Annotated in this window: 13 protein-coding genes; 8 read left to right on the plus strand and 5 right to left on the minus strand. The window is 61.8% G+C overall.

The features are described from left to right. Positions 1 to 3 precede the first annotated feature (3 nt). From AWC03_RS01885 to AWC03_RS01910, 6 genes are all read left to right on the plus strand, one after another. Positions 4 to 948 carry a UDP-glucuronic acid decarboxylase family protein gene (locus tag AWC03_RS01885; protein ID WP_085238839.1) on the plus strand — a complete coding sequence of 315 codons (945 nt, stop codon included), beginning with the start codon at positions 4 to 6 and terminating at the stop codon, positions 946 to 948. A gap of 461 nt (positions 949 to 1,409) precedes the next feature. Further along, positions 1,410 to 2,123, plus strand: a complete 714-nt coding sequence (locus AWC03_RS01890) for an FkbM family methyltransferase (RefSeq protein ID WP_158089941.1) — start codon at positions 1,410 to 1,412, stop codon at positions 2,121 to 2,123. 383 nt (positions 2,124 to 2,506) lie between these two features. Then, positions 2,507 to 3,457, plus strand: a complete 951-nt coding sequence (locus tag AWC03_RS01895; RefSeq protein ID WP_249025808.1) for a glycosyltransferase family protein — start codon at positions 2,507 to 2,509, stop codon at positions 3,455 to 3,457. Between the two features lie 224 nt (positions 3,458 to 3,681). After that, entirely contained in the window at positions 3,682 to 4,491 is an 810-nt protein-coding gene (locus AWC03_RS01900) for a class I SAM-dependent methyltransferase (RefSeq protein ID WP_142278300.1), read from the plus strand. Positions 4,492 to 4,547: 56 nt separating this feature from the next. After that, positions 4,548 to 5,513 carry a GDP-mannose 4,6-dehydratase gene (locus AWC03_RS01905; RefSeq protein WP_085238842.1) on the plus strand — a complete coding sequence of 322 codons (966 nt, stop codon included), beginning with the start codon at positions 4,548 to 4,550 and terminating at the stop codon, positions 5,511 to 5,513. Further along, complete coding sequence (locus tag AWC03_RS01910; protein WP_085238843.1) at positions 5,510 to 6,622, plus strand: glycosyltransferase family 4 protein; 1,113 nt, start codon at positions 5,510 to 5,512, stop codon at positions 6,620 to 6,622. Before AWC03_RS01905 ends, AWC03_RS01910 begins: the two co-directional genes overlap by 4 nt. 145 nt (positions 6,623 to 6,767) lie before the next feature. On the opposite strand, the gene AWC03_RS01915 is transcribed toward AWC03_RS01910, so the two are convergent. After that, positions 6,768 to 7,340, minus strand: coding sequence for an excinuclease ABC subunit UvrC (locus tag AWC03_RS01915; RefSeq protein WP_142278301.1), 573 nt, complete (start codon positions 7,338 to 7,340; stop codon positions 6,768 to 6,770). Positions 7,341 to 7,610: 270 nt separating this feature from the next. Continuing rightward, positions 7,611 to 8,594 carry a methyltransferase type 11 gene (locus AWC03_RS01920; RefSeq protein ID WP_249025809.1) on the minus strand — a complete coding sequence of 328 codons (984 nt, stop codon included), beginning with the start codon at positions 8,592 to 8,594 and terminating at the stop codon, positions 7,611 to 7,613. A gap of 605 nt (positions 8,595 to 9,199) precedes the next feature. Here AWC03_RS01920 and AWC03_RS01925 point away from each other — a divergent pair. Both AWC03_RS01925 and AWC03_RS01930 read left to right on the plus strand, forming a co-directional pair. Continuing rightward, the gene (locus AWC03_RS01925; protein ID WP_085238845.1) at positions 9,200 to 10,453 is read left to right on the plus strand and encodes a glycosyltransferase; all 1,254 of its coding nucleotides are present in this window, start codon (positions 9,200 to 9,202) and stop codon (positions 10,451 to 10,453) included. Between the two features lie 78 nt (positions 10,454 to 10,531). Further along, positions 10,532 to 11,812: a glycosyltransferase gene (locus AWC03_RS01930; protein ID WP_085238846.1), complete on the plus strand. Its 1,281-nt coding sequence runs from the start codon at positions 10,532 to 10,534 to the stop codon at positions 11,810 to 11,812. A gap of 9 nt (positions 11,813 to 11,821) precedes the next feature. Here AWC03_RS01930 and AWC03_RS01935 read toward each other — a convergent pair whose 3' ends face one another. The 3 genes from AWC03_RS01935 to AWC03_RS01945 all read right to left on the minus strand — a co-directional run bounded on the left by AWC03_RS01935 (position 11,822) and on the right by AWC03_RS01945 (position 14,962). Next, positions 11,822 to 12,625: a TylF/MycF/NovP-related O-methyltransferase gene (locus AWC03_RS01935; RefSeq protein ID WP_167542773.1), complete on the minus strand. Its 804-nt coding sequence runs from the start codon at positions 12,623 to 12,625 to the stop codon at positions 11,822 to 11,824. Between the two features lie 112 nt (positions 12,626 to 12,737). After that, positions 12,738 to 13,541, minus strand: coding sequence for a TylF/MycF/NovP-related O-methyltransferase (locus AWC03_RS01940; protein ID WP_085238848.1), 804 nt, complete (start codon positions 13,539 to 13,541; stop codon positions 12,738 to 12,740). Positions 13,542 to 13,675: 134 nt separating this feature from the next. Continuing rightward, the gene (locus AWC03_RS01945) at positions 13,676 to 14,962 is read right to left on the minus strand and encodes a glycosyltransferase (RefSeq protein ID WP_085238849.1); all 1,287 of its coding nucleotides are present in this window, start codon (positions 14,960 to 14,962) and stop codon (positions 13,676 to 13,678) included. Positions 14,963 to 14,970 lie beyond the last annotated feature (8 nt).

A 14,970-nucleotide genomic window follows, 5' to 3' on the forward strand; every position in this document is an offset into this window, starting at 1 on the left:
TAAGTGAGAGCCCTCGTGGCGGGCGCCGCCGGGTTCGTGGGATCCCATCTGTGCGATCGTCTCCGGCGCGACGGCATCGAGGTCCTCGGGATCGACAACTTTTATTGCGGCAGTCGCGAGAACATCCGCCACCTCGAGCGGGATCCCGGTTTCAGGTTCTTAGAACACGACATTACGCAGCCGGTCGGTGCAACGGTGGCAAGCCAGCTCGACGTGATCTTCAATATGGCTTGTCCGGCGTCGCCGCTGACCTATCAACGTGATCCACTGTTTACTCTTGACACTAACTACCTTGGGGTCAAGAACCTTCTAGAACTGGCACGCGCGCACGGGGCCACTATGCTCCAAGCCTCTACGAGCGAGGTCTACGGTGATCCCATGGTCCATCCCCAGGTCGAAAGTTACTGGGGCAACGTCAATTGCTTCGGCACACGAAGTTGCTATGACGAAGGCAAACGAGTAGCGGAAACACTGATGCTCGAGTATGGACGCCGCTACAGCCTCCGAAACAAGATCGTCCGAATCTTCAATACATACGGCCCGAGGATGCAACCAGAAGACGGACGAATTGTGTCCACATTTATCGTCCAAGCATTGCGCGGAGAGCCAATCACCGTATTCGGTGACGGCAGCCAGACCCGTTCCTTATGTTACGTCGACGACCTAGTTGACGGGCTCATGAAGATGGTCACGAGCGAACCCAGTTTCACTGGACCGGTCAACCTCGGTAATCCAACCGAACTCACAGTGCTAGAGGCCGCAACCATTATCAAGGACATGACCGGATCCCAGTCCCCGGTAGTCTTTCGGGCCCTACCCCCGGACGATCCCAGGAAGCGCAAACCAGACATCAGCCTCGCAGAGTCCGAGCTTGGCTGGTGTCCTCGGATCTCTTTCGGAGAGGGGGTAGCGCAAACTATCGATTACTTCAGGGAGGCCATTGAATGAAGTCATGCCAGGATCATTCATCTTTGCAATACCTGCGGGAACGACCGCGTGATCGGCGTCGCGTTACCGGCCGTATGCCGGGCAGGACGGCAAGAGTTTGCTGTGTCGGGTCGCGGTGCGCTTACTCTGCACCCTATTCAGGTACTGAATCACGACAGCTTGCGGGCCATCAACTATTAACATGCGGTCAGCAATCGTCCATAAAGCAATGATCGACCGCAGCGCACGATTACCTTTTCTTGTCCCCTCACGCGGGCGTGACGTTAGGAGTACTTACCATGGGTCTTGCCACTGCAGCCCGTCCCTACGTCATTCGCTCAATGCGGGCGTGTACGGCTAGTCGCCTGCCTTACACACTAAAGCAGCGATACATCACAGCGCTTAGTCAAACCCTAGCTGCCACGAACGAACCGACGGTGTCGGAGTACGGTACCCGCTTCCTACCCGGAACCAACCTAAACATGCTGCTGGAGTATCGTGGCGTTTACGAGCCGGTTCTATCAGAATTCATCCGACGTCAAATTCGGCCGGGGGATGTATGCGTCGACGCGGGCGCCAATGTCGGATACTTCTCCCTCCTGCTCGCCCAGCAGGTGGGACCGACGGGAAAGGTGATTGCCATAGAGGCCGGACCCCGCACGGTAGAGCGTTTGCGGGCCAACATTGCGTTGAACAACGCTAACGTCACTGTTGTTGAAGCAGCGATCACCTCACAAAAAGGCCAGATCACTTTCCACTTGCATCCCCAGCATGACGCGTGGAACCGGATCACACCACCCGATGAGGATGATCCCGACAGCTTATACATGGGTCAAGAATGGATCCCCGTCACGATTAATGGTGATACGCTGCCTTCGATCGTCGGCGACGATATAGACCGAGTGTCGTTTATTAAGCTCGACATCGAAGGCGCTGAGTCCACCGTCACTCCTGATATCACGACTTTCCCTCACCCCGACCTGGTTGTGGCCTTGGAAGCAAAGTCTCCGCATATCGCGGAAACCCTAAAACCATTCCAAGACGACAACTTCTACGTGTATGACCTGCACAACGACTACCGCTGGCTTTATGAGCGAACAGTTCCAGTCATCACCCAAACTACGTATAGCGACCTCGTTAGTCACAGTATGGTGGATGTTCTTGTGAGCCGCCGACCACTCGCGGTATCTGCATGAGGTTTGAATGCTGATCCTTCGTCGTGATGCGCATTCTTCATTCCGGAGGGTGCGGCGCCAAACTGTGCAGATCAGACTACAAGAGAGATTCAATATTAATGTATTGGGCAGCGCTTGCCGATCTGCCTTCGCCCAGCGCGATCGGGCTCGGTTACGGGTGCGCAGCTGCCAGATCGCGTCGTAGAAGACGCATTCCCGAATTGGATGCGGACGACTCGCGGTTGACTCTGGCCCTAAATCGGGTCCTGCCCCAGCTACTGGGTCTGAGTCGGCGATCCCCTGTCGTCGCTTGTATGAGCCCACACTCGTTCTTTGACGAGCCCGTCCGCAAAGAGTCATGCAGAATGCCCAACTCTCCCCTGCGTCATGGAAAGGATGCGACTGTGACAGCCACTCTCCCAGTCATTTTCATCATCTTCAACCGGCCGGAGACCACCAGGCAGGTCTTCGAGACGATCAGAGTAGCTAAGCCAAGCAAGCTGCTTGTAGTCGCAGACGGGCCTCGGCCCAACCGGGGCGGAGAGGCTGAGAGGTGCTCAGCGGCGCGCGCAATTATCGACGAAGTCGACTGGGACTGCGAAGTGCACCGGAATTTTTCGGAGACCAACCTGGGCTGCCGACTCCGCGTCTCCTCAGGTATAGAGTGGGCCTTCGACCTCGTCGATAAGGCGATAATCCTTGAAGACGACTGCGTGGCCTCGCCCTCGTTCTTCACATACTGCGCCGACCTCCTCATTCGCTACGAGAACGACGAGCGCGTCATGATGGTCTCCGGGAACAACTTTCTGTTCGGACACATGCGCCCGGGCGCCAGCTACTACTTCTCGAGATATCCACACGTGTGGGGCTGGGCCACATGGAGGCGAGCCTGGGCAAAATACGACCTCAGCATGACCCACTGGCCCGAGATCAGGGAGAGAAAGCTCTTCGACCAGTACTTTCCGAACGCGAGCGAGCGGTACCACTGGGAGTCACTCTTCCAATACGTTTATGAGGGCAATATTGATACTTGGGACTACCAATGGGTCTACAGCATTTGGGCGAATTCCGGGCTGAGCATCGCCCCTGCCCGGAACCTCGTTCGAAACATCGGATTCGGATCTGCTGCAACGCACACCACGGGTGACACGGTCTATTCGTCCCTCAGCGCCGAGTACCTACACCTGCCCCTCACCCACCCGGTAACAGTCTTGGCGAGCTCCGACAAAGACGAGCTCGAAGCGAAACTCCGGGTTTCTCAGTCAAAGGCCCTGCCGTACCCCTTGAACAGATACGTTGCGTCCGTAAGCACGATCCTAACCAGGAGGCTTCCGGGACTTGGCCGGGCTCACTAGGCGGCTAAGTTGCGGAGGGACGCGACAAGTCGCAGACAACCTTTCTTCGCTCACTCGCTTGACTGCTTGGTACTTTAACGACGACGCCTGTCCTGATAGCAAACACCCGAAGGCAGGACCTCCACCGCGCGCTGGCACTCCTGTGGGCCCACTTGCTCATCGACATATACCTGCCGTACGTTCTGATTGTCCTCGCTCGCGGCTAGCTGACAGCCAGGAGATGCTTGAGGGGGTTCGATTCGGTGCCGTGCCGCATATGCAGTTCCACCACCAGCCTTGCGTTTACCCATAAGGTGCTAGGCAAATACGATTGCAGCTACTACTTCTGCAACAACTGCGGTGTACTTCAGACGGAACATCCTTACTGGTTAGACGAAGCCTACGAAAGCCCCGTCGCAGCGGCGGACACCGGCATGCTCTGGCGCAACCTCTACCTCGCACGGGTGACGTCGGTCGTACTCTTCTTTTTGTTCGATCGGCGAGGCCGCTTTCTCGATGCGGCCGGCGGCTACGGCATCTTCACCCGCCTGATGCGCGACAACGGCTTCGACTACTACTGGGCCGACAAATACTCCCCCAACCTGGCCGCACGGGGCTTCGAGGCCGATGTCGGCCCAGGCGGGCCGTACACGGCGGTCACTGCCTTCGAAGTCATGGAGCACCTCCCCGACCCAGTGGCATTCGTGGCTGAGCTACTCGAGAGCACCGGTACCGACACGATGATCTTCACCACCGAGCTCTTCGCCGGCGAACCCCCAGCTCCCGACGCGTGGTGGTACTACGCCTTCCCCACCGGGCAACACATCACCTTCTATCAGAGATCGACCCTGGAGCTCATCGGAAAGCGCTTCGGCATGAACTTCTACAGCTCCGGCATGCTCCACATCTGGACGCGAGCGAAGCTCAATCCGCTGGCCCTGCGTCTGCTCACTTCGCCAGCGATCGTCAGCCTGTTTAACGGGCTGCCACGGCGCACACTCGGATCCCGCACGTTTGCCGACCATGAGAGCCTGATCCAAGCCCATGGCGGGTAGGTAGTGCGTCCCCCTCCGCCGCACTGCCCGACCGATTCGTGACGGAAGGACGCGGCATGAAAGCGCTCATCTGCGGCATTTCGGGTCAAGATGGCGCCTATCTGGCGCGACTGTTGCTCGACAAGGGTTATGAGGTGTTCGGCACGTCACGCGACGCGCAGATCGGTGGGTTCGGGAATCTGGTGCGGCTGGGAATCCGTGACCGAGTGCACCTGGAATCAATGGCGGGCAAGGACTTTCGCAGTGTGCTGAACGTGTTGCGTGCAACTGAGCCCGACGAAGTCTATAACTTGGCCGGACAGAGCTCGGTCGGGCTGTCGTTTGAGCAGCCGGTTGAAACGCTTGAGAGCATCGCTGTGGGTACCATCAATTTGCTTGAAGCGATTCGGTTTCTCGACAAGCCGATTCGCTTCTACAGCGCCGGCTCAAGTGAATGCTTTGGGGACACCGAAGGTCACGCAGCAACTGAGCAGACACCGTTTCGGCCCCGCAGTCCGTACGCGGTGGCGAAGAGTACTGCGCATTGGCTGGTCGCAAACTACCGGGCGGCATATGGCCTGCACGCCAGCACTGGCATATTGTTCAATCATGAGTCCCCTTTGCGCCCTGAGCGTTTCGTCACGAAGAAGATCGTCGCGGCGGCGATCCGCATTGCCAGGGGCGAACGCTCGCGTCTGATGCTGGGCAACATCGACATCAAACGAGACTGGGGATGGGCTCCTGAATATGTCGATGCGATGTGGCGGATGCTGCAGCAGCCTAAGGGGTCCGACTTTGTGATTGCCACGGGCGAGAGCCACACTCTGGAGGAGTTCGCGGACGCGGCGTTCGGACACGTGGGCCTCAACTGGCGCGAGCATACGGATCTTTCCGAGGCACTGAGGCGCCCGTCGGACCTTGCCGAAGGGCGAGGCGACGCGTCCAAGGCATCCGAAGTCCTCGGCTGGTCGGCAACATACCGGATGAGGGACGTGGTCAAGGCGATGGTAGAGGCCGAGTTGGTTGGGGCTGAGCGCCTGTGAAAGTTGCGTTTGATCACCAGATTTTCGGGATGCAGCGATATGGCGGTGTCTCGCGCTATTTCTTCGAGCTGATCAGCCGCCTGCCCGCCCTCGGCGTGCCGGAAGTGTGTGTTGTGGCACCGTTTTACGTCAACAATTACCTGTCGACTGACTCCACCCGCCGCTTAACCCGCGGCAGATATGTGAACAAGCTGCCCGACACGTTGGCGGGCATCCCGGTTGTTCCCGTTCTGAACCAGCTTGCCGCGCCGTTGGCATGGCGGAGACTGCATCCAGACATCGTGCATGAGACATACTTCGCCGTCAGGCCTGTCGGTAGGGGCCGGCGCCGCGTTCTGACGGTCTACGACATGATCCACGAGCTATTCGCCGAAGAGTTTCCCGACGCGGCGCGAGTAACTGCCGCCAAACGCGCCGCTGTCGACCGTGCCGACCACATCATCTGCATCTCTGCAAACACGCAGCGGGACCTCGTGCGTCTCTACGGCATCGATCCGGCACGAACGAGCGTCGTCCACCTCGGCCATTCGTTGACGGCAGAAACGGCCCCAACGAAGGAAGCAGGCGGCGAATGCAGGCCCTCACTTCTGTATGTAGGAAGTCGCAGGGGCTACAAAAACTTCACGACCCTTCTGCACGCCTACAGCAGCTCGCCGATATTGCGGGAGTTCGACCTCATAGCCTTTGGCGGAGGCCCGTTCCTGCCCGACGAGCAGCACGAAATCGAGCGGTTGGGCGTTACTGAGAGGGTGCGCTTCGAGTCGGGTTCGGATGGAGAGTTGGCGGCGCGATACCGGGCAGCCGTCGCATTCGTCTGCCCGTCCAAGTACGAGGGCTTCGGGCTGCCGCCGCTTGAGGCTATGAGCCACGGCTGCCCGGTCGTGTGCAGCAATGCGGGCTCGATTCCAGAAGTAGTGGGCGACGCCGGCGTCTATTTCGATCCCAACAGCCTCGACGAGTTGCGCGCGGCTCTGGAACGTGTCGCGACGAGCGAGGATTTGCAGGCGGATCTGCGAGCGCGTGGGCACGCGCGTCTCGCCGCATTCTCCTGGGATAATTGCGCTCGAGAAACCGCTAAGATCTACCAGACAATCGTGCCCGACCTGTAGGCCGTACAGTGCGCTCTGGCGGCGTTGATCACCCTGTTGTATTCGATCATGGCGATCGCCGGGCGTACCTGTATTAGGCCGCGCCACCCTCAATCATCATTGCCGCCAACATCAATATGCAGGAGAGCGCTCCTCACCGGAGCTGTCAATCGGGCTCGGTTTCCCATTGCGAGATGACACTCTCGGGCACCGGGCGGACGGATTCTATAACCGCCATCCGCCCCACCATCTGCACTTGCGCATAGTCCTGAATTTTGTGGTACTGAGGACGGTCGGCGTAGTCGTCGACGATTACTGTCCACCCGGGTTGCGCACCAAGCACATTCAAGATCTTTAAAGCAGACGCGACGCGGAACCGGCCGTCGATTAGGACCAAGTCGGGTAGAACGCCGTCGAAGCATTCCGGCGGTGGGTCGGAGGCGCGGCGGAACAACTCGCGGCGGGCGTCAGTCACCAGCCCCTGCGGGCGGCCCCACGGCCCGGTCCAACCGATGTCGGCGTGCCGGAACACTTGCCCAGGCCGGCTCAAGCCGGCGGTCCCGACTTTCGCGCGAACCCTGTCGAGGAAGAACGGGTCTGTGTCGACGGTGATGAAATCGATCCCCAGTTTGGCCGCCTGGTAGGTCGACCCGCCCGAGCCGAACTCTAGGTACCGTTTCGCACGCGCCAGTCGCTCGAGGAACCAGGCGGTGGACTCAGGACTGTCGAAGTGCGGCATGTCCGGCACGTGGAGCCGCCCTGATCGCTGGCGCACCGCGAATGCAATCCGCTCCCGAAACTTTCTCACTCCGAACGCCCTTCCGGCGAAAACTCTACTGGTCGGGCCGCAATGGAGGAGGGTTTAAATTGGAAGATACGGGGTGCGGATTGGCCCACTCAATCTGTCCCTTCGCGCCGCGACATCAGCCGTGACGACAAGGATAAGGCAAGCCTGGAGGATTTCGGTGATTGTTCGGTGACGTCAGTCTTGGCCCGCAGTGTCAAACGCTTACGCACCCCGGAGCAACAATCCAGGGTCGGGCCACTGGCCACGCGCCGTGGCTCTCCCGGAGAGCACCTTCAGCACGGAGGCGTACTGATTTACCGTAGTCAGCACCCCTTTTGTCCGTGCAGCCCGGATCCTGAACTCGAGATCGTCGTTATCGAAGCTCGCCAGCACAGTCGCGGGGTGGGTGAGCGGCAGGTCCAATTCCTCGGCGCCCTGCGAAACCAGCGAAGAGTAAACACTGTCCCATTTCGTGTGCGTCGCGTCGGCGCCGAATCCTATATTTCGTATTAGATTCCGGGCAGGAGCGACGCTAAGGCCCGAGTTCACCCATACGCTGTAGACCCACCGGTAACCCCAACTATCGATGCTGCCTTGATAAACGTGTTGAAAGACAGACTCCCAGTAACACCGCTCAATCACCTTCGGGAAATACTGGTGGAAAAGTTTCCTATCTCTTATCTCGGGCCAGCGGGTCATGTCATGATCGTATTTCTCCCAGGCTCGCCGCCAGGTGGCCCAGCCCCACACATGGGGGTATCTCGAGAAATAATAGCTATCGGCAGGCGTGGCGTCTCCGAACAAAAAATTGTTGCCAGAGACCATCATGACGCGCTCGTCGCTCGCATAACGATCAAGGAGTTCGGCACAATAGGGGACGAATGACACGGAGGGCACACAGTCGTCCTCGAGGATTATCGCCTTGTCGACGAACTCGAAGGCCCAGTTTATCCCAGAGGAGATGCGAAGAGAGCAGCCCATGTTCGTCTCCGAGAAATTCCTTTGGACGTCGCAGTCCCAGTCGACGCTATCGATGATCGCCCGCGCCGCCGCGCACTTCTCCTCGTCTCCTGGCCTACTCGTGCGGGGCCCGTCGGCGACCACGAGGAGCCTTTCCGGCTTTGCGGCCCTGATCGTCTCGAAGGCCTGACGGGTGGCGTCCGGCCGATTGAAGATTATGAAGATAACCGGGGGCGTAGTTGTCACACTCCCCCCTTGGCGACCACGCTGACGAGGGTCAAGCGGCAAATTCCTAGTACCGCGGCCCACCGGTACGGCCTTCGTCGGCGCCGGCGGCTGGCGGGCAAGCGAACGTCGCTTTCAGACGACATTGAGCGACTCATCGGCCCGTTTCCTTCGCCTCCACTAAGCTATGAATTTGCTATGAATATCCCAGGAGCCCTGGAAGTCCCTCCATAAGAGCACCTCAAACACAATATAGCAACGTCCACGCGGACGCATCCTTAGTTTGCTGCCGTTACACATATATGTAACATGTCGTCACAGGCCTACCGCGATGTTGCTGACCGTGCGGCGCCGCCGCCTTCTACGGCTGAGTGATGTCCTAATGTCCTCGGGATTGCAGCGGACCGCAGCGACTACTTCCGGTAGATAACAAGTCCACCCCCTCAAATTGATTGGGGCTCCGCTGGGCCCGCGCACGAACCAGGGTGTCATTGCGTCGGACGAGCAATCCTCTTTATGGAGAAGGCGTGGGAACCGATGCCCAGCACCGACCGGCAGCTGAAGAACTAGGGATAATTACCCCTGGCATCGCTACCCACGTTTACAACCGAAAGGTAGGACTCGTCGTGAAGTTCGCCCTGGCAGGCTACGGAACTCGCGGCGACGTCGAGCCCTGCACGGCGGTCGCCCGCGAACTGCGTCACCGCGGGCACGAGGTTCACATGGCCGTCCCGCCCAACCTGATCTCCCTCGTCGAGTCGGCCGGGCTTCCGGCGGCCGCATACGGACCGGATCAGCAGGACGGGTTCTGGGACACGGATTTCCTCGCCAAGGTCTGGAACTTCCCCGAGGTTAGAAGGCGATGGCGGGAAGCCCAGGACATGCTTGTCCGCTCCTGGGCGGAAATGAGCGCGACGCTGACATCGCTGTCCGAGGGTGCCGATCTGGTGTTTACCGGCCCGGGCTTCCCGGGGATCGCGGCGGACGTGGCCGAGCACCTCGGACTTCCGCTGGCCACGATGCACTACTTCCCGATGCGGCCCAACGGCCAGCTCGCCCCTGGCCTGCCGGCGCCGCTGGTCCGCTCGGGGATGGCCGCGCTGGACTGGGTCCAGTGGCGGGTGACGAAGAAAGCCGAGGGCGCACAGCGCCGGGCGTTCGGCCTGCCCAAGGCGAAGGGGCCCGCGCCGCAGCGGATGGGTGACCGCGGCGCGTTGGAGATCCAGGCCTATGACGAAGTGTGCTTTCCCGGCCTGGCCGCCGAATGGGCGAAATGGAACGGCCAACGGCCCTTCGTCGGGACGCTGACCATGGAGATGACGACGGACGCCGACGACGAGGTCGCATCGTGGATCGCCGCGGGAACGCCCCCGATCTGCTTCGGCTTCGGCAGCACGGCGGTCGATTCGCCGACCGACACGATCACCATGATCGGCGAGGCCTGCGCGGAGTTGGGCGAGCGGGCGTTGGTGTGCTCGGGCAAGACCGACTTCAGCGGCGTGGCCCATTTCGACCACGTCAAGATAGTGGGCACCGTCAACTACGCGGCCGTCTTTCCCGCTTGCCGCGCCGTGGTGCACCACAGCGGCGCCGGCACCACGGCCGCGGGCCTGCGCGCCGGAGTGCCCACCTTGAGCCTCTGGAGCATGAGCGACCAGAAGATCTGGGCCGGCCAGGTAAATCGGCTGAAAGTCGGTATCGCCCGGCCGTTTTCGCAAACCACGCGTGAGTCGCTGGTGGCCGACCTGCGCCAAGTCCGCTCCCCCGCCTACGTCTCCCGCGCCCGCGAGCTCGCTACTCGGATGACGAAGCCCGCCGACAGCATTTCCAAGACCGCCGACCTTCTGGAAAACTTCGCGCGCACGGGGCGCTTCGGCTGATCAGCGACGACGCACCGCGGGCACCATGACGGGTACCCCTGAGATCGCCGACACACGGCAACTGCAAGGCTAGGACCCGTGACGAAATTCGCCCTCGCCGGATACGGAACGCGCGGCGACATCGAGCCTTTGGCAGCCGTTGGGCGCGAGCTGCTGCGCAGGGGGCACGACGTGGCCATGGCGGTTCCGCCGGAGCTGCTGGGCTTCGCCGAGTCCGCTGGGCTCGCGGCGGTCCCGTACGGCCCGGAACTGCATGATTTCCTCGACGAGGAGTTCCTTCGCAACATGTGGGCGGAGTTCTTCCGGAACATCTGGACGGTCCGCAGCCCGATCAGGCTGATGCGCAAGGTGTGGGAGCCCCTCATCCGGCATTGGGGCGAGGTGAGCGCCACGCTGACGTCGCTCACGGCCGGCGCCGACCTGCTGTGCACCGGCCTGAATTTCGAGCAGGCCGCCGCCAATGTCGCCGAGTTTTACGGCATTCCGCTGGCGACACTGCATCACTTCCCGATGCGGGCTAACGGCCAGCTCGTTCCGCGCGTGCCGGCGCCGCTGTTTCGCTCCAGCATGAAAACGGTCGAGTGGTTGTTTTGGCGCTCGACGAAGCGCGTCGAGAACGAACAGCGTCGCGAACTCGGCCTACCGGAGGCGAAGACACCCTCGCCGCGGCGGATCGCCGAACGCGGTTCGCTCGAGATCCAGGCCTATGACGAAGTCTGCTTTCCCGGCCTGGCCGCCGAATGGGCGAAGAAATGGGGCGACCGACGGCCCTTTGTCGGTGCGCTGACGATGGAGTTGACCACGGACGCCGACGACGAGGTGGCGTCGTGGATCGCCGGTGGGTCGCCGCCGATCTGCTTCGGTTCGGGCAGCATCCCTCTCGAATCGCCTTCCGCCACAGTGGAAATGATCAGCTCGGCCTGCGCAGCCTTGGGTGAGCGGGCGCTGCTGTGTTTCGGCGGAACCGACTTCAGCGGAGTGCCGCATTCCGACCAGGTCAAGCTCGTGGGCGTGGTGAATTACGCATCGGTCTTCCCCGCCTGCCGCGCGGTCGTTCATCACGGGGGTTCGGGCACCACGGCCGCAAGCCTGCGCGCCGGCGTCCCCACGCTGATTCTGTGGAGCTCGGCCGACCAGCCCTACTGGGGAAATCAGGTCAGGCGCCTGAAGGTGGGAACAGCCCGGCGCTTCTCGGAGACCACCGAAGGCTCGCTTGTCGCGGACCTCCGCGAAATCCTCGCCCCGGAGTATGCGGCCCGGGCCCGCGAACTCGCCGGCCGGATGACCACCCCCGCCCAGAGCGTCGCCAAGGCGGCCGATCTCTTGGAAAAAGCCGCCCGCGAGAAAGCCTCCGGCTGAAGCGCTTTCTTATCGTGCCGGCTTGATGAGCAGGCCCTGCCCCGTCGGCAACGCGCAGATCTTCACGCCCAGCTCGTCCGCCACCGCGTCCATGGCGGCGCGCTGCTCGTCGCGCCCCCGGTTGGCGTAGTCATCGAGAAGCACGAAGGCCCCGGGTGTGAGCCGCGGCCAAAAATAGCGCAGGGCGGCGACCTCCGGTGGGGCGCAGTTCATGTCGATATGCAGGTAGGCGACGGCGGTCGCGTCGACCTCGTCGAGCGTCTCCGGAACCGCGCCGACGATGATGCGGTGGTTATGCCACTCCGCGAAATTGGCGCGGACGCTTTCGACTCCGCTGGCATACATCCCGTTGCGCAGGTGATCTTCACTGATCTCCAAGGCCCCGGCCCGGCGTTCATTCTCGGTGACGAAGCGCGGGTCAAGTCCGGCGAACGTGTCGAGCAAGTAAAAGGTCTTCCCCAGCCGGTCCCAATCCAGGTATTCCATGATGGCGCTGCTCAGGAACCCGTAGCTCACGCCACATTCGACGAAGTCACCGTCGAGCTTGCTGGCGCTGGCCGCGGCCCACAGCCCCACGTGCACGCGCCACGGCCACTGATACCAATCCTCTTTGCCCAGGGAGCGGGCGCCGCGCCGGTAGGCGCGCTGGAAGTCCGGATTGTCCAGGAACGCGTGATAGTTGTTGAACGTGACCAGCGCGTCGTTGGCGTAAACATCGGGAAGGATGGTCCGCGCGAGCCAGTACTCGGTGCGTACCCACCACATGCGCAGGCGTGTTCCGGTTGTCAGCCCTGTTGCCACGGCGGCAACCATAACACTGGCGGACACCTCATCAGCGACGAATGCGACGGGTTCACCACCTCGTCCGCCCTAGGGGCAAAGCTTTTGGTAGCCGCGGAGTTTCAAACTGACAATCGGATGCGGTCTACTTGCGCCACAGCACCCCGGTGCCGTCGATCTCGACGATCTCGGAGGTCACGCCGTGCTTTGCGCGATAGTCCGTCACCGCTTGCTCGCACGCCTTGATGGCGTGGTAGTCGTCGACGATGCAGAAGCCACCGGGTGACAGCCGCGGATAAAGGGCATCGAGCGCCTGGATCGTCGACTCATACAGGTCGCCGTCCAGTCGGAGCACGGAGATGCGATCGATCGGCGCGTCCTGCAGCGTGTCCTTGAACCAGCCGGGAACAAACCGAACCTGGTCGTCCAGCAACCCGTATCGCTCGAAATTGGCGCGCACTTCGGCTTCGGGCACTCCCAGGATGCGCGCGTGCCGGTGCAGCGTAATCCCTTTGTCCTGCTTGTAGTTTGCGACGTCCGGTGGCGGTACGCCGGCGAAAGAGTCGCACAGCCACACACAACGCTTCTCGTCCCCGTTGGCGGCCAGCACCGCGCGCATCAGGATCGAGGCGCCGCCGCGCCACACGCCACACTCGACCAGGTCGCCGGGGATGTCCTCCTCCAGCACCGTCTCGACGCAATGCTGGAGGCTGGTCAGCCGCTGCATCCCGATCATCGTCAGGGCGTCCGCCGGCCAGTCGAGGCCCAGGTCGCGTGCGTGCTTGTTGAACGGGCGCTTGCGCACCAGCATGAAATTGCGGGTGCTGAACAAGGGGCGTCCCAGGCGGTACCAGCCCACCGGCACCAGCTCGTCGTTGCCATACCTGGTCAGGTCGCGCCGGAGCAAGTCGAGGTATGCAAACCGCGTGTCGTGATCAGTCACGGCCAAAGTTGCCCCTTAATCCGCAAGTCGATAGTCCTGGTCATGAGCCTAGACGCCCCGTGGAGGCGCTCAATGCGTTTCGCAGTCTATCCATCAACTTGGCGCGAGCCGCCAACATGGATGCCGAGTCACCGTGAAGCTCAGCCACAACGCTGCGGACCGACGGCACGATCGCAACGTCCGGAACGGGCAAACTTTTCCAGCAGATCAACTGCGCGCCCGGCGCTCTCGGACGGTTTGCTCATCCGGCCGGAGATCTCGCGCGCACGAGCCGTGTACTCGGGGGCGAGGATCTTGCGCAGGTCCTTGACCAGCGTTTCGCGGGTGCTTGCCGAAAACCGCCGGGAAGTCCCCACCTTCAGTTGTTTGACGTGCGAGCCCCAGAACGGCTGGTCGCCTGCTGTCCACAGGATCAACGTCGGTATGCCGGCGCGCAGACCCGCGGCCGTGGTGCCCGAGCCACCGTGGTGAACGACCGCCCGGCAGGCGGGGAAGATCTTCGTGTAATTCACCACGCCCACCACTTTGACGTGGTCGGTCTGCGGTACGCCACTGAAGTCACTCCAGCCGGAGCAGACCAGCGCCCGCTCCCCCAGCTCCTCGCACGCCGCGCTGATCAGGGCGACGGTGTCCGCGGGGGACTCCGCGACCGGCATGCTGCCGAATCCGAAGCAGATCGGCGGCTTGCCCTTGGCGATCCAGGACAGCACCTCGTCGTCGACGTCGGTGGTCAACTCCATCGTCAGCGACCCCACGAACGGCCGTTGAGCACCCCATTTCGCCCACTCGGCGGCCAGGCCGGGGAAACACACCTCGTCATAGGCCTGGATTTCCAGTGACCCGCGTTCGGCGATCCGGCGCGGCGAGGCGACCGTGGCGGTGAGCAGTCCGAGTTCACGGCGCTGCCGGTCCTCGGCCCTCTTGTTCATCCGCCAGCACATCCAGTCGTACACCGCCATCCCGGTACGGACCATCGGCCCGGGCAGCGCCGGAATCAGCTCGCCGTTGGGCCGCATCGGGATGTAATGCAGCGTGGCCATCGGAATGCGGTAGTAATCGGCGACGTTGATCGCCAGGTCCTGGTAGAGCTGGCCCGTGAAGATCAAATCGGCGCCCGCCCCGACCGACAGCAGTGACGCACTCATCTGTTGCCAGTTCCGCAGCACCGGTTCCCACGCGTCGCGCATCAGCTTGACGGGCCCCCGCACGAAATTCTTCCAGAAGTCGCGGATGAACTCGTCACTCCAGAAGTCGTGCATATCGGGTCCGTACCCGATGGCCGCGAGGCCCGCTTCCTCCGCGAGCTCAACAAGATTGGGCGGGACGGCCATCCGGACTTCATGCCCTCTGCGCGTCAGTTCCCGCCCTATAGCGAGGCACGGCTCGATGTCGCCGCGCGTCCCATAGCTTGCCACAGCAAATTTCATCGCGTTGT

Origin of the sequence: Mycobacterium europaeum, assembly GCF_002102155.1 — a bacterium.
Lineage (GTDB): Bacteria > Actinomycetota > Actinomycetes > Mycobacteriales > Mycobacteriaceae > Mycobacterium > Mycobacterium europaeum.